Source organism: Brevibacillus daliensis (assembly GCF_021245735.1).
Lineage (GTDB): Bacteria > Bacillota > Bacilli > Brevibacillales > Brevibacillaceae > Brevibacillus_B > Brevibacillus_B daliensis.
Genome location: NZ_JAJISB010000001.1, coordinates 570,206 through 589,898, shown reverse-complemented (window position 1 = coordinate 589,898; position 19,693 = coordinate 570,206). Strand labels below are relative to the sequence as shown.

Sequence of the window (19,693 nt, the reverse complement as noted above, 5' to 3'; positions counted from 1 at the left end):
GGGAAATAAAGCCGTGATTTTTACTAAGTTTCGTCCGCATTATTGTATCATCCTAACCTGTTCTCTTTTTTATAAAATTGGATGTGACTGCTTGCGGTCCAACAAAACGGTCATGACCGTTTTGTTACATAAAGGAGCAATTCTTGAGAAAGTGTTTGAAGGGCTTGTGTTTTCAGATGATATTTTGCTGATCTTATGTTTACTAGACTGGCTGCACGTAACAATTTGAGATGGTGATGTACCGTTGATTTTCCCAACTCCAGGCTTTCTGTAATTTCTTGAAGCGTAGAATCCTTTTCATATAAATGTTTAATGATGCGTAGTCGTACCTCATCACCAAGTGCTTTATGTTTTTGAACTAACAAGTAGGGTGGACGATAGGCATCATCCGGATGGATACTATCATCGGAAACCGGATAATAAAAAACTTTGGAATCCTCGATATCTGATTCTACATTCCAGGGACGATAAGTGAGCTGAGGAATTAATAGAACATTCTGGACGTTAGGCTCAGGAGAATATGTAATACCCCCCGTTGCCCATTCGACGAATTCCTCAGAAGGTATGGTTCTCATCATTTTCTCTTTCTGCCGGGTGTCCCTGTTTAAAATCGATAGAATTTCTGTGGAGACTGGGGCAATAACCGTTTCATACCAAAGAGACATAACAAGAATAAGGTGTTGCTTTAATTCAACAGGATTTACCGTGCAGATAAATTGAATATAGGAAGGAAAGAAGCTGTTTTCTTTGGTTAGCTGCATGAGTGTTCGCATTGAATCATTATCACCATGAACGGCAAGTCTTCTGAGCTCTAGATAAGCTTCTCCAATGTAAGGCAAGCAGATATACTTCAATTTTTCGTCTAAAAGCTCTTCAATGTAGGATGTGAAATCGTGCAGGTCAGAGGATTGCGATTGAAAAGTATGTAACAGCTGAAGCAGGCATTTCCAAGTATTATTTTTCTGTACATAGTCCAGCTCGGTACATAATTCGGCTGGCATTTTTTCCTTTTGTAGCTCGAACTCATTCTTCTTTTCCAAGGTATCCAAAATGCTGGCATTAGTAATCGCAGCGATGCCTAGTGCGCTTTCCCATAATAGAGAACTTTCCAGTTGCACCTTGTACGATTCTCTTTTTTTACTTGTAATGGTTAGTAGATTCATCTTTCACCTCGTGGATACTAGTTATTGGTTCTACTAGATAGTATAAATGGAAAAAAGAAAAATTCAATATTTTTAGAATAAATTATTCAATTATTTTAGAATCTAGTCCGTTCAGTTTTGAAAGGGACTATTTTTTTATCAAAAAATGATAATCAGCTTGACCCTAACGTAGCGTGATGGATTAAGGTAACCATAGGAGGTGGATTGTACTGGTAACGACGGGATATGTCAAAAAAGCTACAGGCTTATTGAATTAAATGAACTTACTATTGGGGAAATAAGACTTCAGCTTGATGAAATGTACACCCATATAGAGTATTTACTTGTATCGCTAGATCAACTAGAGGAGATCGAGAATGAAGATGTCATTTTAAATACTCTTAAACTTTCCTATGAATGCAATTAAAAATATATAAACAAAAGGTGATTATAATGAAGATCCATATAGAAGATACTCTAAGTCAATATGAAACTTTACTTTCATTGCCTCTCGAAAAGAGAGGAAATTTCTTTAGATACACGATGATGAAGGCTTTTGAGGATATGTGGAATACAATCAATGTACCACTTAAAGCCAAACAACAAAATGGTTACGATGTTTTGATGGCTACTAGCATGTTAGGATTTCTTGATATAAAAGAGAGTGAAATAATAGAAAAAGCATTGAAGGAATTAAAAGCAATAGAGGCTCTAGACATCGCTCAAAAAACATTAAAAAGATGCATAGAGTTTTCGAGAGCTGCCAACTTAGAAGTAAGTGCGGAAGAATTAAAGTTTGGAATGTATATTGCTGATCCTGAAAAACTTAAAAAAGAAAAGGGCTACTGTGGTTTCGGAGGAATACCTGGGTATGTCATTACAACCATTCACCCAAACGATTATAATGTTCCGAGAATACCTGCGCTTATTGCCCATGAATTTCATCACAACCTCCGTTTTTCTTATTTTAATTGGAATCATGGAGACGTGACGTTAGGAGAGTATTTAGTTATTGAAGGACTTGCTGATTCGTTTGCTACTGAGTTGTATGGTGAAGAACATTTAGGTCCTTGGGTCACATCAATCGATGAAGAAGATCTCGAATATTCGATTCACGTCATTCGGGAAGGTTTTCATTTAAAAGGATTTGATGAAGTTAGTAGTTACATGTTTGGAGATGAAATTGCTAAACAACGAGGCTATTCACCAGTAGGCTTATCATCTGGAGCAGGTTACGCCGTAGGTTATCACGCTGTACAATCATTTATGAAAAAGAATAACATTACTATTCAGGAAGCTACATTGTTAAGTTCAGAGAAAATCATTACAGAATGTGGTGTTTTTTAAGCATAAGGGCGTTAGAAAAAGACTGCCCTTATTAAGAGGCAGTCTAGCAGGTGGCATTTATTGTTCACGAGGAAGGACAAACCACTTGTGATAAGTCCATTTCAGATAGGCAAACGATTCCTTTACCCGATAGTATGGACCATACATGACATGCGAGGTAGTACCTACCGGATAGGCTTCAAGGGAAACAGCGTCAGCAATCTCCATAGCACGCATGAGATGATAGTCATGGCTGACGATTAGAGCGTTTTTATATCCTTTTTCGTTCATGATAGCTTTACTGTATCGCAGATTTTCCAAGGTGTTTGTCGCTTGATTTTCCATATGAATCGCTTCAGCAGGAATGCCTGTTTCAGTCAGATATTGTTTCATAACGGTTGCCTCATCGAACTGATCGCCTTCACCTAGACCGCCACTTACAATTATGGCTTTGACGAATTTTTGCTCGTATAATTCTTGTGCTTTGTTTAGTCGTTCCGTTAGACCAGGACTTGGTTTGTCATCCCAAACAGCAGCACCCAGTACGATGGCTACATCGGCCTCTCTTGCTTTTGCTTCTTTTTCTACCTGAATCATTCGATAAAAAACAGTGCCGAACCAGATGAGAACAAGAAGCAGAAAAAGAACTCCTGCCAAGAGGACCCATTTATTCCATAAAAATTTCAACAGTTTCGCCTCACTCCTCTTTATTCTTATTCAAATATAGCATGGATGAGCAGGAGAATGACAGGCGAGGGGGATCATGACATGATAGAAAATGAGGTGTAGATTGATTAAAAAATGCCCACTTCGCTTTGAAGTGGACATTTTTTGTGCATACAATACAGTTACCATTTATTTTACTTTCCTTGTTGGAAGGTTAGGACTGACGAGAATTTGTGGTCGCTCGATCTCAGGATGCTCGACAATTACGGTGTTAACCTGAAAAACATCCTCAAGCTGTTCCTGTGTCATGATCTCATCAGGCGAACCTTCTGCGACCAGTTTTCCATCCTCCAAGACGACCAGTCGATTGCAATAGAGAGCAGCTAGATTCAGATCGTGTAAGACCGAGATAACGGTTAATCCACAATCATTCTGCCAGCTTCGCACCATTTCCATAAACTGGACTTGGTAGTGAATATCCAAATAAGTAGTTGGCTCATCGAGTAGGACAATATCGGGAGATTGTGCCATCAGTTTAGCGAGAGCAACCCGCTGCCTTTGACCACCACTTAGTTGATCCATTGGTCTATCATGAAGATCTTCTAGTTGAAGACGTTCCATAATGCCATCAATGAAAACCTGGCTATCTTCCTTTTCCAGACCCCAAAAGGATTGATAAGGGAAGCGCCCCATTTCCACTACTTCTCTCACCGTGTATGAAACAGGAGGGAGTGCTTCCTGCTGTAAGACTGCCATGTGCCGAGACAACTCTTTACGTTTGTACGAGTTAATTGCTCTACCTTGTAAAAATATTTCTCCCCTAGATGGAGCCTGAGCTCGTGACATGAGTGAGAGTAGAGTTGATTTTCCGCTTCCATTTGGACCGATTATTCCAATCCAGTCACCTGATTGAACATCTAGAGAAAGCTGGTGTAGGATCTGTTTTGCTCCAAAGCTGTGAGAGATGTTTTGTACAGAAAGTACAGGACCGTAATTCCATGCAGGATTCATCTGATGACTATGATACGGAAACATCTAACTCACCGCCCCTCTTTGTTTTTTACGTCGAATTAACAGAAAAGCGAAGAATGGAGCACCAATAAAGGCTGTCACTACACCTAAAGGAATCTCGGTAGGTGAGAGTATGGTGCGGGCAATTGTATCAGCCCACAGCACATAAATCGCGCCACCGACTGCGGACATAGGGATGAGCAACCGATAATCAGATCCAATTAGTAAGCGTAACAGGTGGGGGACAACCAGACCCACGAAACCAATTACACCGGAAACAGATACCGCAGCTGCAGTAACAAAGGTAGCAGCTAAAAGGACAATCCATTTCGTCCGTTCAACATGAAGTCCCATATGCGCTGCTTGTCGTTCGCCAAGTGCTAGCATGTTAAGTGCACGTGAATATGCCAGCAATAAGAGTAGGCTAACAAGGAAATAAGGCAAAACCACCCCGGAATACTCCCAGCCGCGAAAAGCAAGGCTACCCATCGTCCAAAACAGAATTTCATTAACTGCTTGATTGGACAAGGCCACCAGGAGGGATACGATAGATCCCAGAAAAGCTTGCACGACGACACCTGACAGTATGAGCGTTTCAATCGGGATTTTACCGTTTTCCTTAGCCATTTGTAGAACAAATACCAGTGTTATTACCCCTGTCATAAATGCAACAATGGGAATGGTCCATTGACCAAGTAATGCGTATTGCAGACCAAAATAAATCAGTAAGGCTGCACCTACAGAGGCACCCGAGGAGACACCTAATGTAAAGGCATCTGCAAGCGGGTTGCGTAAAACCCCTTGAAAAGCTGCCCCAGCTAGACCAAGTGAAGCACCTACGAGCATTGCAAGCATCACTCGTGGCATTCGAACTTGGAGCATGATTTGCTCAGAAGTAGGGTCCCATGTTGCTGGGATAAACGATTGGAGCCCTGGAATTTTATTTAGCAGGATGAGGGTTATTTCACCTGCTGGCAGATAAACTGAGCCGATAGCCAGGCAGAGCACAATGGATAATAGGAGCAGCCCAATCCCGGTTGTTCCTACTGCAAGTGTTTTGCCCCATGTGTTTTTTTGCTGAATAACCCTCGTCTTCATAAAAGGTCAACCCCACTTTTTACTTAATCTGTTCTGGATAAAGGGCCTTCGCAACTGCCTTTAGCCCTTCTCCGATACGTGGTCCTGGACGGCTGATCAAATTCTGTTCAATACCAATAATGGCATTGTTTTTCACAGCAGTAATCTGGGACCATGCCTTGCGATCACGAATCATTTGGTCCAATGTTTTTTGAGAGTCCTTATCTACAAAGCCCATTGTGAACATAATTACATCCGGGTTTTGTTTAATAATAATTTCCTCGTTGATTTGTACCCAACCTTCTGCGGCGCTAGCCACATTGATACCGCCTGCAGTTTCAATCAATTCATTCATGAATTCGCCCTTACCTACAGTCCAGCCAGGAGAGAACTCAATGTATGCTTTTTTCTTCGGCTCTACATTTTTTACTGCCGTTACAATATCCTCACGTGTCTTTTTCAGATCATCAGTAATTTTTTTAGCTTCTTCCTGACGGTCTGTGATTAGACCGTATAGCTCAATGTTAGCAATTACGTCATCATATGTTTTTGGTTCTACCTTGAACGTTTTAATACCAAGATCACGGAATTTATTTACCATTTCTTCTTTCATTGAAATTCCGCTGAATACGATATCTGGTTTCGCAGCAATAATAGCTTCTGCATTAGGTTTCATAATACTACCCATTTTAGGCTTAGTTGTAGCCTCTTGTGGATAATCGTCAAAATCAGATACACCTACGATTTTATCACCAAGACCTAGCGCAAACAGGGTTTCTGTTTCTGCAGGGGAGACAGAGAGAATGCGTTCAGGTGCTTTTTCAAACGTGAATTCTTGACCAGTGGAATCTTTCACTGTAAGTGGATATGTGGTTTTTAGCGCCTTATCTTCAGCTGGTTTTGTTTCTGATTGTTGGTTTGGTTGCTGAGCCCCGTCTGTAGGTGCCGTAGTTTGATTACCACAAGCAGATAATGCAAGCACCAGAACAAATAGGAAAAAAGTTTGCAGTGTGCGTGTCCATTTTTTGTTCATAATGTATTCTCTCCTTTTGAATAATAGAGCATCGTGCAGGTGACGAACTTGCGGGTGGGGTAAACATGGCTAGTGCGATTGTGTATTTTTTCCATGCAAAAAACCCAAATCACAAGGGGATTGGGTTGTCGTCTCAATATGTGTTCAGCAGACAGAGGAGAGACGCTTAAGAAAAGAAAGTTGTATCCAACCAGATTCATATATAGATCTGGGTAAGATTGTAACTCGTTATCTTTTCTTTCGTTCACTCGTGATCATATGCTAGAAAGTTATGTGAGATGACGTAGATTCCTCTCCGCGAAGGACGTTTTTCGTCACTCTTCAGGTAGGTCTCCTGACTAACGGGTTAGATAATGAGGCTCGTCTTCCCATCTGGTGTCGTGACAGACAGTGACATATGAGCACATCCCCGATTCACAGTGGCGGGACCGTGCCGGTTTTTCACCGGGCTTCCCTTTTACCTGCTTCTTCTAATGAAAGATTGGCAGGACCTGAAGCATATGCTTTATAGTTTTAAATTGGTGAAAGCTACAACTGGTGAATCGTTCATCTTGAAGTACTTTGGTAAAGACTTCACTGATGATTATAGGGGAAACTGGACGGAGTAGCAAGAGGGCGATGAAGTTAATGGTGCCATGTAAAATGTACAATTTATTGGAAAATATGATTATTGGTATAAATGTTTATAGGTAAGATCGAATGAATCTTGCAATATAGTTCTTTGTATTTTCAAATGATTTGTCGTATTAGCCGCTTTGTCAGGTGTCTACAAAATCCGCACAACAAAATAAACTCAGGGGATTTCGTAAGGATGGATTGCACATATATACGTAGAATTAGCGGAGGAAATGAAATATCCGAATGATGCGGTGAAGGTATTGGAACTTCTAGTGGATATCGTAAATAGAAAGCCGGATAATCCAGATAGTATTCGCGAGATTAAGGTCGTAATAGATGAAATATATGAATAATGCAATCGCCTATTTAACGGAGGATAATAACCGATATGTGGGCGTTTTTAAAAGGGTCAGTCCTGAATATTAAGCAAATGATTTAGAAATCAAGTCATATATAATAAATAGATTCATGGCAGGATTACGTGTGGCAGGGATAGTCAGAGCAGAAGGAAAGTGATGTAATTTTTACACAAATGAATATTTTTTTCTGAAATCAGAAACGATTCTGTATATGGTACGTACTTTCTTGTAAGACACACAAATTTACAATGAAATTGAGGTGTAAGCAGACATGGAATCATTCTCAATCGTCCCCTATCGTCCCGAGCTGGCCGCAGCAGTCGCTGATATGTGGAACGGCAGCAGGGATAGCTGGGGGGGCGGAAATTCGATTACGACAGCAGAACAGATTCGACAGGAAGAAGCAAGTTCTGAAGCCCTCGCTGTCTACCTGGCTATGGATGGTGAAAAGGTGGTTGGCTATTGCAGCCTGGGAGAATATCGAGAAGATACGGGAGCCCTCTACATTCCGCTGCTCAATGTACGTCCTGAATATCACGGCAAAAAAGTGGGCCGCATGCTGCTTTCGCGCGCGCTGGAACAAACGATCCAGCTTGGCTGGCCGCGACTTGATCTCTATACCTGGGCAGGAAACACGAAGGCCGTTCCGTTGTATAAAAAATTTGGTTTTTTCTGGGAGGACCGGGATGACTCCACCCATCTGATGAACATGATGCCCACTGTGCTACATACAGAGGCAATCGCTCACTATTTTGAGGAGTTTGACTGGTATCAGGATTCCACGCGGGAGATTGTGGTAGAACCTGACGGCCGGAAGGAGAACGGCTTTGATTACTTCACCTACTCCTGGGAAAAAGGGGAAAAGAGCTTGCGCTTGGAGTTTGAACGGCTCGGTCGAGGCATGCGCCTAATCGAGACAGAGGATTATCTGCTGTCTGCCGAGGTGGAAAAGCTAGAGCTGGTCTTTGGCAGGGAATACCAGATTCACTATCGGATCGTCAACAAATCGGGTAAGCCACTACAGCTTACCTTGAAGGGGGAACCTAACGAAACGATCCGCTTTGATTATCAGCAGGAGCTGGAGGTAACGGGGGAAGCGATGCTGTCAGCAAGCTTTTTTGTCGATGAGATCGCAGAAGAGCAAAGTGTCTGGCGCACGCATCCTCGTGTCTCTACACACATCCTGATTAACGGCAAAGCAGCTATGTTTCAGGTGGGGATTCTACCCAAGTTTCCTGCTTCCCTTTCTCTTCATGTACCTGGTCTCTCCTATCCGGGACAGACAGCGAGGTTTTATCTGGATGTAGAGAATAACTTTGCAGAAGAAGCCGAATTTTCATTCGAACTACCCTCTTGCTCATTTCTCCGTATAAATGAGCAACGCCACACGCTCCTACTACTTGGCAAAGAACGCACCTCACTTCCGCTTACCGCTGACTTGTATGAACACGGCTTTTATGAAGTCAATGTGCAGGTGGAGGCGAAGCTTACGGATGGCAGCTCTGTCTCTTTTGTCAAAAAGATCGGTGCCGCCTTTACAGGACTGGGTGCGATGCTATCAGGGGAAACGGAACAAACCTGGCAGGTTCACCATGGCCGCCACACCCTCTATTTGAACAAGGACGATAATGAGATAACCATTGCCAGTGGTACAGGTGGAGAGCCAAGTTATATTCCTTATCCCAAGATCGGCAAACCGTATTCCAGCGAGTTTTCCAAAAAACGTGCCGAGCAAGTTGAATTTATTGTGGAAAAGGGAACGATCGGTATACGCGCCACCTATCGGTCAGGTTCATACCCTCAGATAGCACTAATCGGAAAGACGCTCTTGTTCTCAGATGGTACAGTGGAGCACAGTTTGGAGATAGAAAACCTCTCGGCTGACAAGATGGCTACTGAGCTCTGGATTACCCAAGGCTTTGCTCATGAATTTCAACGTCCAATCCTTCCGTATCAAGGCCGTTATGTCGAAATACCATCCTCCTACGGCAGCGATCTGGATTATTGGGATGGTGAGCTGATTAGTGAAAACTGGCTGTTTTCAAGAGATGAAACGGCTCCTTGGGGAATGTGCTGGCCTCGGGAGTACCGTATAGATATACAAGCCTGGTATGTAACTCTGGAAACCAATCTCGGCATTCTGGAGCCGTATGGCAAAAAAACGTACGGTCCCATCTTCCTCACGCACGGGGCCTATACCAACTGGAAGGAGTTTCGTGCATTTGCCAGGAGAGAAGCAATGCCAGCGGATTTGTCCCTGACAGCTCATCTGGAGCTGGTTGCCAACGAGCATAACCCATTTGTCGGTAGCGAGGAACTTGGCGTACAGGTGAAAGAGTACAAACAGCAGTATCTGGAGGGAGAATTAAATGCCTCTTTGGAGAGTGGGTCTACTTCAGAACAAGCACACCACTATACAGAGGATGAGGAAGAGACGGAATCTAGCTTTTCCTTTGCTACTCCGGATAGATCATATGAACTCGTGCAGGTAGATGGACGTTTTGCCACGCATGAGACTCACTTACGCAGCGCCATTTTCCCAATCGGACAAAGTAAGGTTATACAGGAACAAACGGAGAAAGAAGGACAGCAAGTTTTTATCGCCGACAATGGTCTATTGCGGATCAAAGCGGCCCCAGACTTCTCTCCAACGCTATACTCGCTAACCAGCAATGGTCAGGAGTGGTTGGCTAGCTCCTTCCCCGAACGGAAGCCCAAATCATGGTGGAATCCGTGGACAGGAGGGATTGGCAACCATATTGATGAGCTTAGTGCGTTTTCACTGATTAAGGAAGAGCGAGCTGCGTCATTTGTCGAGCTGGTAGATAACAGGCAAAATGTCTGGCAGGGTATCAAGCTGAGCTACCATGTGAAAAAACAGGAAAAGTATCGCGGTCTGACGTGTCATCAGTATTACTTGCTTCTGCCGGGGGTACCCATCCTCTGTCATACGGTAGAGATTGTGCAGAATACCGGAACGTATTTTGTTGACAAGAGCTGGTCGACTGACATCTTTTTGCAAACAGAGGGTGAAGACGAAGAGGTTTGGTTGAAAACCGTCGGAACGTACGGTGAGGAACTGACCTACAAGCTAGTACAGGGTGAGTTGTCCGTTAACGAAGTCTCGGATTATATGGTTGGCTCAGCCTCTCGAAAGGATCAGATGCAGATCGTTACTGATCTAGATACAGCAAAGGTGAATGCCTACTCGAACAAGGAAGTGGCTGTCGCTTCTGTCGAACGCGAACTGAATCTGCCAGACAAGAGCGTTACCTTTACCCCACCTGTCTTTTTCCTGTTTGCTGACAAGATGATTCCATCCGATTCCTTGTCTGCCTTACGGGCGATACGGTTTGCCAACCAAGGGAGGATTCAGGATGAAAATCATTGATGCACATATGCATTTATCCCGGATTGAGGAGTTCAAACGGACAGCGGCGGAGAAGTCGTTTGTCGATTACTCTGTCAAGGGCACCTTGCAGGAATATGCGGAAAATGGAGTGGTGCTAGGGATAGGCATGGGCTTGACGGAGACACAGCAGGACGGCTTTCCCGATGCGGAGGCTGTTACACCGATGGGACTTGATATGATAGAGGAGCTGCCGCCGCAGCTCGTCTACTGCCTGGGAATCAATCCTTTTAAGCTGGACGGGGCTGCGGTGGCACGACTGGAAAAAGACCTGCAAAAGCAGGGCGTAGTCGGGTTAAAAATATATTTGGGCTACTATCCCTTCTATGCCTACGATAGCATCTATGATCCAGTCTATGAGCTGGCTGCCAGATATCAGGTACCTGTAGTATTTCACACCGGTGATACTTACTCGGAGCGAGGGCTGTTAAAGTATTCCCATCCTCTCACGCTGGACGAGGTTGCAGTGAAGCATCGGGAGGTTACCTTCATGATGGCCCATTTTGGCGATCCGTGGGTGCTGGATGGAGCAGAAGTGGTATATAAAAACCGCAATATGTTTGCTGATCTCTCGGGTTTGATGGTAGGTGACGCAGCCAATTGCCAGCGGCTGAAGGACTCCCCACGCTTTTTTGACCATCTACGCCACGCGATTACCTATTGTGATCACTATGACAAGTTTTTGTTTGGAACCGACTGGCCGCTTGCTCCGGTAAAGCCGTATATCCAGTTCGTACAGGAACTGATTCCAGAGGAGTATCACGAGGATGTGTTTTACAAGACGGCATTGAAGGTGTTTCCGAAGATTAAGGCGTTGGTTGAGTAGACTAGCGAGCAGTTAAACTGACACAAATACAAATCCCATGTTTCCTCACGTTAACAGTGTGGAGGTACATGGGATTTTTCATTTAGAATACAGCGTCGATACAATTAGGAAAGGCTTAACTTTTCATCGAGCTAAACACTGCTATTTTCTTGTACCCCTTTTTTCCTGAGCATCGTAAATTCTTTTCTTATCATAAAAGCTGTCCAAAGGACAATAATCGCATCAATCGCCAGCGATCCAATATATATGCCTGAGACTCCCATCAATTTAGGTAAAATCAGCATGACCGGTATGTAGAAAATGAGTTGTCTTGCAATCCCGATTATGACTGCCGGTTTTCCTTTATCTATAGAAGGGAAAAAGGTCATCGCCATGAAAATCGTTGACAGTAGTGGCAAAATCGCCATGTACATCCGGAAATACATGAATTGAGCACCAGTAAAGATTTGATCGGGTAACATGAATCTCAATACAAATTCGGGAGCGGCCATTGAAACGATCCAAAACGGTAAGGTCAACAGCATGGAGGCAACGGTAAAAATCCTGTACGAGCTTATGACACGGTCATATTGCCCGGCCCCATAGTTTATGCCGATGACTGGTTGTAGCGCACGCATTAAGCCGAAGATAGGCGTAAGTAAGAAGGTGAACACGCGATAGACAACACCATAAAAGGCAATGTCTAATACCGTACCGTATTTGGAAAGGGCATTGAAAACAAAAACGGCTTGAACAAGATTCATTAGGTTCATGATCAGCGAAGCCATACCTAATCCAATAATGGACTTTAAAGTAGATACGTCCCTGTATATGGAAAATACTTTTGTTTTAAAGGAAGAGAATCCTTTGCCGAAGTAAACCCAACCAAGTAGCGTGTAAATAAACATACCGATATTGGTTGCCCATGCAGCACCTTCTATACCTAGTTCAAGCACAGCGACCAAAATATAATTGGCCAAGATATCAGCTACCAGACCGATTGCCATGACGACAGCGGCCGACTTCATTTTTCCTTCGGCTCTTACGATCATATTGGCTGCCAGGCCATATATCCAGAAAAACGAGCCTATGACAGTAATTCGAAAATAGCTGTCACCCAAAAATAACGCGTCACCTTCTCCTCCCATTATCTTGATTAATTGAGTGGAGAAAAGAAGTCCCAATATCATGTAGATCACTGTTAGAATAATGGAAAGGTAGTTGACATGCCCCAATAACCGTTCCTGTGTGTTGGTGTCTTGACGGCCTATAGCAATACTTAATACAGAGCCAGCGCCGACTCCAATTAGCGAGCCTATACCTACACTGATCAGAGTTAAAGGATATGCCACGGAAACCCCAGCCAAAGCGGTTTCGCCTATATAGTGACCTACAAAAACAGCAGCAATGACAGCGTTTAATCCATAAAGAACCATAGCAATGATAGCAGGCCATGATAATTGGATCATAACTTTCCAGAGATTTTCACGTAAAATAAAATACTTCTGTTTTTCTTTTTGATTGGTAATGGTTTGATCCAATTGAAAGCCTCCTATCTTTTTCGCATTACTGGGTATTCTTTTCGAATGCATCTCGGTTTACTTTATTACAACTCTGCTGAAGCACTACAAGTAAAAAACGTCTGGATATTGAGGGAATATGCCGGTTAGTTGAGTTGATCGTGCTATTATGTACAATACAATGATAATGATAATCATAATCATAAACGTTGTCAAAAATTTTTAATAGTTATATTTTCTATTTTTTGGTATACATCGCAGTTGTTTCTTTAACTATCTCAAAGTTTCTTCGTTTTTCTTGCATAGGGACCATATTCTGATATTTCATGATCCTCATGCTTATTCAACAACCTAAGTATTTTTTTCCAAGCGTCATTTCAGAAGTAGAGGGGTCAGGAAAAAGAGTGAGGATGAGTTGAAGGCTTTGGCTTAGAAGTGGAGGATAAAAAACAAAAAACGCTCGGAAACCCAAGCGTTACACAGTTATTTATATGGTGGAGCCTATAGCAACTTTTCCATCTTCTGATTTATATAATGTTTCATTTATCATTTCAAAAGCCAACTCTCTGCATCTTCTCTGGTCTCAAAAACTCTAAAATGGTTGCTCTTATTGGATTCGAGTACCATTTCCTTAAATTTTCCTTTGTTAACCACCTCCATAGGAATGACCGCTGCAGTTTTAACATGGTAGTTGATAAATTTTTGAATCATTTTACCTGCTACGCCTGTTCGGAGTTTGAAAAAATCTTCCGAAAGAGCAGGGCTATGCAGCATTAGAAGATTCGCCTCATTTTCTATGCACAAAGCGACGAGATCCACAGCATCCTGCTCGGTGCTAAGTGGAACTTGGGTAGATATGATTTCGATATATTTTTTAGTTCCGTCCTCTACGATTTGATGGTTCATAATCGTTTCCACCATCCATTCTTTTTCATAAAGTTCTTTACGTATCCCTTGAACCCAGTTTAGTTCGTTGTGGTAGGAAGATAGCAGATTTTCGGATATTTTATTCCACAAAAACTCTTCACGTGCGTTTCGATTAGGTGCAGGAACTCCACGTCCTTGGTATGACGCGCATCGAGATCATTCATTAGCCAATATAGTTACAAAACAAAAAGACGAAGGTATCGTTTTTAGCGGTGTCTTCGCCATTAAAACAAAAAGCCCTCCAATTAGGAAGGCATTCTTACTAACTTTGGTGGAGTCCAAGGGGATCGAAGATGGCGGTTTCAGTTTTTGGACAAATCACATCTATCTGGGCACGTGAATATATTAATTAATCATCCAATCCAGAAAGGCGGGATACAGCCTGTGTCCACCGACAGCACCATGGCCGAACTTAGCTCTCCTTCTTTGAATTTATGTTTTGACTTAAGAACAGCGCCATTCTTCCAGAAGAATGCTCAAAACTTCATTCTTCAGCAATTCGCTAAGCAGTTGCCCGTGATGCAAAATTTGGGCTTGCTGGACATCTTTCTGAGTAAAGGAAATAGCGTCGAGTGCCATTGGCACCCCAACGCAGCCGAACTTGTCTACGTAATACAGGGAGAAGCTATCGTCTCCATTCTCAATCCCTTTACCCTGCAAATACTTACCTACTGCGTTAAGCCGCCCCAAACGGTGTATATCCCGATGGGGTGGTGGCATTGGGAAATTGCGACTACTGATCACACCCACTTGTTGGCTATTTTCGACAATAATGCCGCGCAGGTTGTATTCGGGTCCGATGTCCTGAGAAAGACACCACCCGAAGTGTTCCAGATAATCTATGGCGTGAATGCGGCTCAGCTTGCTGAAGTGCTCAAGCCAATTGATCAGACGGTAGTCATAGGTCCGCCAGCTTCAAATGATATTCAATGGCGGATAGGAACGCAAGGCCACCCTTGAATTATTTCCCGTACACAAAAAAGGCCGGAAAGCAACTTGTTGCTGGGTTCCCGGCCTGATTCTTCTTAAAATAATTACCTAGTCCAATAAAAAAAGCCTTCCATCCAGAAGGCATCGTTGATAAATATGGTGGAGCCAAGGGGGATCGAACCCCTGACCTCTTGACTGCCAGTCAAGCACTCTCCCGTGATGGTTAGTTATACTACCTAAATATAATTTAATTAATCAATCTCATCTTCAATAAATTAGAAAAAAGCTTTAAGTCGTAAAGAGAATTTTTCGAAAAAAAAATCTACTGTTTTTCGAGATAATATATTCCAAAATTACTTCTTTGCTGAATAATTGATAAAGCTTTCTTTGTTGCATCATCTACATCTATAAGAAAGATAATATAAGAAGGCTTTACCGAGTCCGCAAACACTTTCCCATCAAAACTCACAGTTTCTTGGACACTTGCAATGTATTGTTTGATTTCATCAAACCCCATTAAGTCACCGTTAATTTGTATTGCCGGAATTGTTGAGATAATTGGATGTGTCACTTCTATTTTCTCTTTGCTATCAAAGAATAAAATTAATTCATGGGCTCCCGTAAGTTGGTCCAAAAGAGTATTCAATGTGATCTTTTTGTCTTCAAACGATTCGTAGTTAATAACAGTATTAATGAGCTTGTATTGGTTTTCAATTGTAGTAATATCTATATCAAAATATTTTATTAAAATAAACACATTCTCGTTATGTTTATCTATCAAAGTGGCAAGTAGTGAACGTAAAATAAATTGGAATGATTTCCCTGTTGATAATAATATTTCAAATTGACCTTTTCTGAAATTTTCAGCAAGCAATTTAAATTGTTTTTTTTCTAATTCCAAGTACTCATCAAAGAGAACTTTAATAGCAGATCCCTCTTGAATACTTTCAATAATTTTATACATTTTAGTTTTATAGTCTTCTTCTAAATTGAATAGAGAATATAATTTTTGGAAATATTCTTCAGACAATACCTGTGTATATCCATGCTGCCAACTTTCTTGTTCAAGTGCTATAAACTTTTTAATACGGTGATTTGCTCGCTCAGCTAGTAAATGTCCAATTGCTTTGAGATTATTATCTGGTAATGTAGCTAATCTGGGCATCGTTTCACGAAGTAGATTTTCCATATGACTCGTATATCCCAATGTAGGACGATGGTTAAAAAATTGAACCATCAAATGGTACACAGTAGTCTCCGTATCCATTTTACAAATACTTCGATGATCCTCTTCTACCAGATCAGCATCTTGGATATATGGAGGATTGGAAGAAATTTTACCAACAGCCAAATCAGAATTACCATAGATATTCTTTTGTTTAATGTGCGCAAGTCGCGTACCAGTATATCGAACCCATTTTACTGACTGATCTGCCAGTTCTTTGCTAAAAACTTGCAATGACCGAACTTGGATCGAAACTACATACTTACCAATAAAAGGGGGCATAAAAGCGTATGCAGCTGAAGCTAAGGAAGCGACTCCGGAACCAGCGAATGGGACTGCGAGATACACAATGCCTCTTACACGGTCGGTGAAATCGATATTCTCACGTTCCACCTGCTCAATCAACATATTCTGGACGATCACCCCTCCCATACTATGTGAAACGAAATAAATCTCCTTATTATGTATTCTCGCCTTTAATTCGGAGAATAAGAGGTTTGAAATCTCCTTAAAATGATGCCTTTGGAGAATGAAACCCGTTTTATATCCAAAGGTATACAGATCATATTGACTATATGAGACATCTTCTAGAAACAATTGGGGTAAAGGGGCGCACCCCTTCTTAGTCCAAGTATGGTAAGGATGCCCTTGAAGACCGTGAACGAAAATAATTGTGGCATCGTTGCCATTTTGACGAACTTTATGTAATCCTTCCTTCTTATAAAGGTTACTATTTTTCCAGAAATTCAAGTAATTCCCTCCAGTATACCACTTAGAAACATCTCAATTACTAACCCTATTATAATTATTTGAAATTTGTGAGTCTATCCGGTTACTTCAAATGTGAGAATAGAAAAACACTCTATAAAGAAACACTACTTATTACCATTTTAGCTGATAAATGGAGCAAAGAGGTATTCTGCCAGCGTGACTTTGAAGCAGTAATTTAATATTCCGCTTTATCAGCATCTCGAAGCTCTATCAAAATCGAAAAAACCACTTCATGATAGAAGTGGTTTATGAACTGTATGGTGGAGCCAAGGGGGATCGAACCCCTGACCTCTTGACTGCCAGTCAAGCACTCTCCCAGCTGAGCTATGGCCCCATGAATAAGGCTAATGATAGCATTTGAGAGGATAAAATGTCAATATATCAGCTGGGAGAGAGGTGTCAATCGTTTCTCCTATTTTTATTTTCTTGTTAGAGCAATGATAATCGCAATAATACCTAGGATAAGAGCAGCAATAGATAGATACAAAGTAACAGTAAAACCTACATATTCCGCACCACTATCATTAGCCTCATGTGAAGAAGAAGTCCCCGTATCAACCGCAGTAGAAGGATGCCCATGACTATCTGTTCCACCACCTGCTACTTTTGCCGTCACTTTCGTAAGGGAAGCAGGGGTGTTAGAATCAGCGGCTCCTGTCCATTCCACTACTTTACCGTCTTTATACGTCTGGTATGATTTCCAGGAGATGTTCGTTGCGTTTTCGCCTACTTTTCCCGACATGTTGAATTCGGTAAATTCGTTCGCTAATAATCCTTCCCCGGTTGCTTTCCAGACAACACCTACTATTTTTCCTGAGGCATCTTTCGTCGGCTCATATGACCAGCCTGCCTTTGGCTCGAAACGGGAGATACTTACTTCCTCGGGGAACTTCACTTCAACCTTTATGGTTGGACTCTCACTTTCAGATGGAACACGAATAGAGAATTTCTCATACGAGCCTTGGGTTACTTCTTGGGGATATACAACAACGTGAGCACTAATGATTTCGGCAAACAGCAGAATACCAAGCAAGCAAGTAATGAAAGCAGTAGAGAATTTTTTCATAAAGGGTTCAATCCTTTCTCTAAAAAAATTAATAGATCACGAACTCCTTGTTGAAAATAATTTCGCTGTCACTAGGGTCCATAACACGTACCTGAATCGTCCATTTTCCAGCAAAGGGCAGATACGGTCCCTCTTTCTCGTAGGTATATGGTGAAAAGCCAGGAATTACATTTTGTTCAGAATTGGTTTGAACAGGGATGATAGGTACATCAATAGGCGGTATATCCGTATCTTGACTAATGACTAGGAGCTGTACGTTTTTAGGTTTTCCGACTTGGTGGGGTAACCAAACGCTTACTTTCATCTTGTTCGTACCTACCTGATTGGGTGTGATGGATACGGCAACGTGAAGGCGCTCGTTATTTACTTGCCAGCGTAGGGGTTCGTTGGTGGGGAGAGGATTCATATAGGTGAAAAGTCCGACGACGACTATAATCAGTGTCATAAGGGTAGAATCTAATCCCAACAGTTTTTGCATGGAAGACATATTTTTCTTTCGCAAGTCGTATCGTAATAAAGAGCCTACTACGAGGACAAGCAAGACGAGCCCTGACTTAACCAGTAGCAAGATTCCCCATTCTGTATGAATGAGATAGGAGAGATCTGGCAGGAAAATAAGGGTCAAAAGGGTTCCAGTTAAAATTAAAATAACGAGGCTTGCCAAAGCCACATCGGAAAAATAGGGGATAAACTTTTTAGCATGGTATCTGCTTTTTTGCCAATGAACCAGAATATACAATATTCCTCCGACCCAGACTGCAGCTGAGAGCAAATGCACGATATCAAGTAACACGGTTTGTAGTGGAGAATCAGTGGCTGAAGCATGACCAGAGAAGCTCTTGGTCGCAATCATGAGTATTAGCCATAACATATCGAACCATTTCACTCTGTGTAAAAAAAGAAAACCAAACAAACTTAACCCGAGCATCGCGAGCCATGATAATCCAATCGTTGTACCCGAGAATAACGAGAGGATATTGCTCAACTGCCATTCCACTAACAAGTTGGGAAGTTGTGTTCCGATTAGCACCACATGCATGAGGAAAAAGATTCTCTGCAACATGACCGAGTACTGCAAATCAAGAGCATGAATTTCTTGCATCGTAGATTCACGCTGAACCGTCATCCAAAAGATCCACCCTACCAGAGTGAGTAAACTCATGTAATAGACAATACGAGCTACGTAATGGAGTAACTGTTCTAAAGTGAAATCAGAGAGTCCGTTATGGTTAAAATGATGCCCCTTACTGGCTAATCCTCCTTGTATGGGCGGGGCTTCGGTTGTTTCCCCGACAGTAAAAATATAGGAACCAGAAATAGGATGACCGTCAGCAGATATTACTTTGTAACTAACCGTATAATATCCGTTTTCAAGAGGTGAGAGCGGTAGATATATCTGCTTTTGATTCGTATCCGTCAATGCATTGGCAGGAATGATGGACTCCCCATCAGCATTAAATAGTTTGATAGAAACATTCCCTTTTTCCAATCTCTCATTAAAAGTTAATCTGATTTCCTTAGGAGAATGTGGTTGTTGACTATTTTGTTCAGGGACTGAGTCGGTAAGTGAAGCGTGTGCTAAAATTCGCGTTGGAATAACGAACGTGAGTAAAAATAAGAAGAGAACCAGGAAACGCTTAAGGGAATAGATATGATATACCTCCTTTCCTTGGAGAATGGCATAGGTGACGAGTGCAGTTTCTTTGGAAGAGGTAGTCAATGTAGGAGATTTGCTATGACTATTAACTAAGGAGTGTCAAAAGATCCATTTCCCATGAAAAAATCCTGCAGAACAATGTACTGCAGGA

Annotated in this window: 15 protein-coding genes, 1 tRNA gene and 1 riboswitch; of the genes, 5 read left to right on the top strand and 11 right to left on the bottom strand. The window is 42.0% G+C overall.

Features of this window, described 5'->3' with window-relative positions; translation table 11 throughout:
- Positions 1-110: 110 nt before the first annotated feature.
- The gene (locus tag LM917_RS02840) at positions 111-1,163 is read right to left on the bottom strand and encodes an ArsR/SmtB family transcription factor (RefSeq protein WP_232695941.1); all 1,053 of its coding nucleotides are present in this window, start codon (positions 1,161-1,163) and stop codon (positions 111-113) included.
- A gap of 432 nt (positions 1,164-1,595) precedes the next feature.
- Between LM917_RS02840 and LM917_RS02835 the strand changes: the two genes are divergently transcribed.
- On the top strand, positions 1,596-2,489 hold the full coding sequence (locus LM917_RS02835) for a DUF2268 domain-containing putative Zn-dependent protease (protein WP_232695939.1): 894 nt from the start codon (positions 1,596-1,598) through the stop codon (positions 2,487-2,489).
- Between the two features lie 57 nt (positions 2,490-2,546).
- Here the strand turns inward: LM917_RS02835 and LM917_RS02830 are convergent, their stop codons facing one another.
- The 4 genes from LM917_RS02830 to LM917_RS02815 all read right to left on the bottom strand — a co-directional run bounded on the left by LM917_RS02830 (position 2,547) and on the right by LM917_RS02815 (position 6,255).
- Positions 2,547-3,155, bottom strand: a complete 609-nt coding sequence (locus LM917_RS02830; RefSeq protein WP_232695938.1) for a YdcF family protein — start codon at positions 3,153-3,155, stop codon at positions 2,547-2,549.
- 168 nt (positions 3,156-3,323) lie between these two features.
- Positions 3,324-4,169, bottom strand: coding sequence for an ABC transporter ATP-binding protein (locus tag LM917_RS02825; protein WP_232695937.1), 846 nt, complete (start codon positions 4,167-4,169; stop codon positions 3,324-3,326).
- Positions 4,170-5,243 carry a FecCD family ABC transporter permease gene (locus LM917_RS02820; protein ID WP_232695936.1) on the bottom strand — a complete coding sequence of 358 codons (1,074 nt, stop codon included), beginning with the start codon at positions 5,241-5,243 and terminating at the stop codon, positions 4,170-4,172.
- Positions 5,244-5,262: 19 nt separating this feature from the next.
- Positions 5,263-6,255: an ABC transporter substrate-binding protein gene (locus tag LM917_RS02815; RefSeq protein WP_232695934.1), complete on the bottom strand. Its 993-nt coding sequence runs from the start codon at positions 6,253-6,255 to the stop codon at positions 5,263-5,265.
- Between the two features lie 307 nt (positions 6,256-6,562).
- Positions 6,563-6,765, bottom strand: a riboswitch (cobalamin riboswitch).
- 338 nt (positions 6,766-7,103) lie between these two features.
- Here LM917_RS02815 and LM917_RS24355 point away from each other — a divergent pair.
- The 3 genes from LM917_RS24355 (at position 7,104) to LM917_RS02805 (ending at position 11,467) form a co-directional block, all read left to right on the top strand.
- The gene (locus tag LM917_RS24355; RefSeq protein ID WP_255667869.1) at positions 7,104-7,226 is read left to right on the top strand and encodes a hypothetical protein; all 123 of its coding nucleotides are present in this window, start codon (positions 7,104-7,106) and stop codon (positions 7,224-7,226) included.
- Positions 7,227-7,503: 277 nt separating this feature from the next.
- Positions 7,504-10,623 carry a GNAT family N-acetyltransferase gene (locus tag LM917_RS02810; protein ID WP_232695932.1) on the top strand — a complete coding sequence of 1,040 codons (3,120 nt, stop codon included), beginning with the start codon at positions 7,504-7,506 and terminating at the stop codon, positions 10,621-10,623.
- Positions 10,610-11,467 (top strand): amidohydrolase family protein, encoded by an 858-nt coding sequence (locus LM917_RS02805; protein ID WP_232695931.1) that lies wholly within the window; start codon positions 10,610-10,612, stop codon positions 11,465-11,467. The genes LM917_RS02810 and LM917_RS02805 overlap by 14 nt, the downstream gene beginning before the upstream one ends.
- A gap of 131 nt (positions 11,468-11,598) precedes the next feature.
- Here LM917_RS02805 and LM917_RS02800 read toward each other — a convergent pair whose 3' ends face one another.
- Complete coding sequence (locus LM917_RS02800; protein WP_232695930.1) at positions 11,599-12,987, bottom strand: MATE family efflux transporter; 1,389 nt, start codon at positions 12,985-12,987, stop codon at positions 11,599-11,601.
- Positions 12,988-13,512: 525 nt separating this feature from the next.
- Entirely contained in the window at positions 13,513-13,983 is a 471-nt protein-coding gene (locus LM917_RS02795; protein WP_232695929.1) for a DUF4180 domain-containing protein, read from the bottom strand.
- 294 nt (positions 13,984-14,277) lie between these two features.
- Between LM917_RS02795 and LM917_RS02790 the strand changes: the two genes are divergently transcribed.
- The gene (locus LM917_RS02790; protein WP_232695927.1) at positions 14,278-14,853 is read left to right on the top strand and encodes a cupin domain-containing protein; all 576 of its coding nucleotides are present in this window, start codon (positions 14,278-14,280) and stop codon (positions 14,851-14,853) included.
- Between the two features lie 292 nt (positions 14,854-15,145).
- Here LM917_RS02790 and LM917_RS02785 read toward each other — a convergent pair whose 3' ends face one another.
- The 4 genes from LM917_RS02785 to LM917_RS02770 form a co-directional block, all read right to left on the bottom strand.
- Complete coding sequence (locus tag LM917_RS02785) at positions 15,146-16,798, bottom strand: esterase/lipase family protein (protein WP_232695925.1); 1,653 nt, start codon at positions 16,796-16,798, stop codon at positions 15,146-15,148.
- A gap of 279 nt (positions 16,799-17,077) precedes the next feature.
- Positions 17,078-17,153 (bottom strand) — tRNA-Ala (locus LM917_RS02780).
- Between the two features lie 84 nt (positions 17,154-17,237).
- Positions 17,238-17,885 (bottom strand): YcnI family copper-binding membrane protein, encoded by a 648-nt coding sequence (locus tag LM917_RS02775; RefSeq protein ID WP_232695923.1) that lies wholly within the window; start codon positions 17,883-17,885, stop codon positions 17,238-17,240.
- Positions 17,886-17,913: 28 nt separating this feature from the next.
- Entirely contained in the window at positions 17,914-19,605 is a 1,692-nt protein-coding gene (locus LM917_RS02770; RefSeq protein ID WP_232695922.1) for a copper resistance CopC/CopD family protein, read from the bottom strand.
- Between the last annotated feature and the right edge of the window lie 88 nt (positions 19,606-19,693).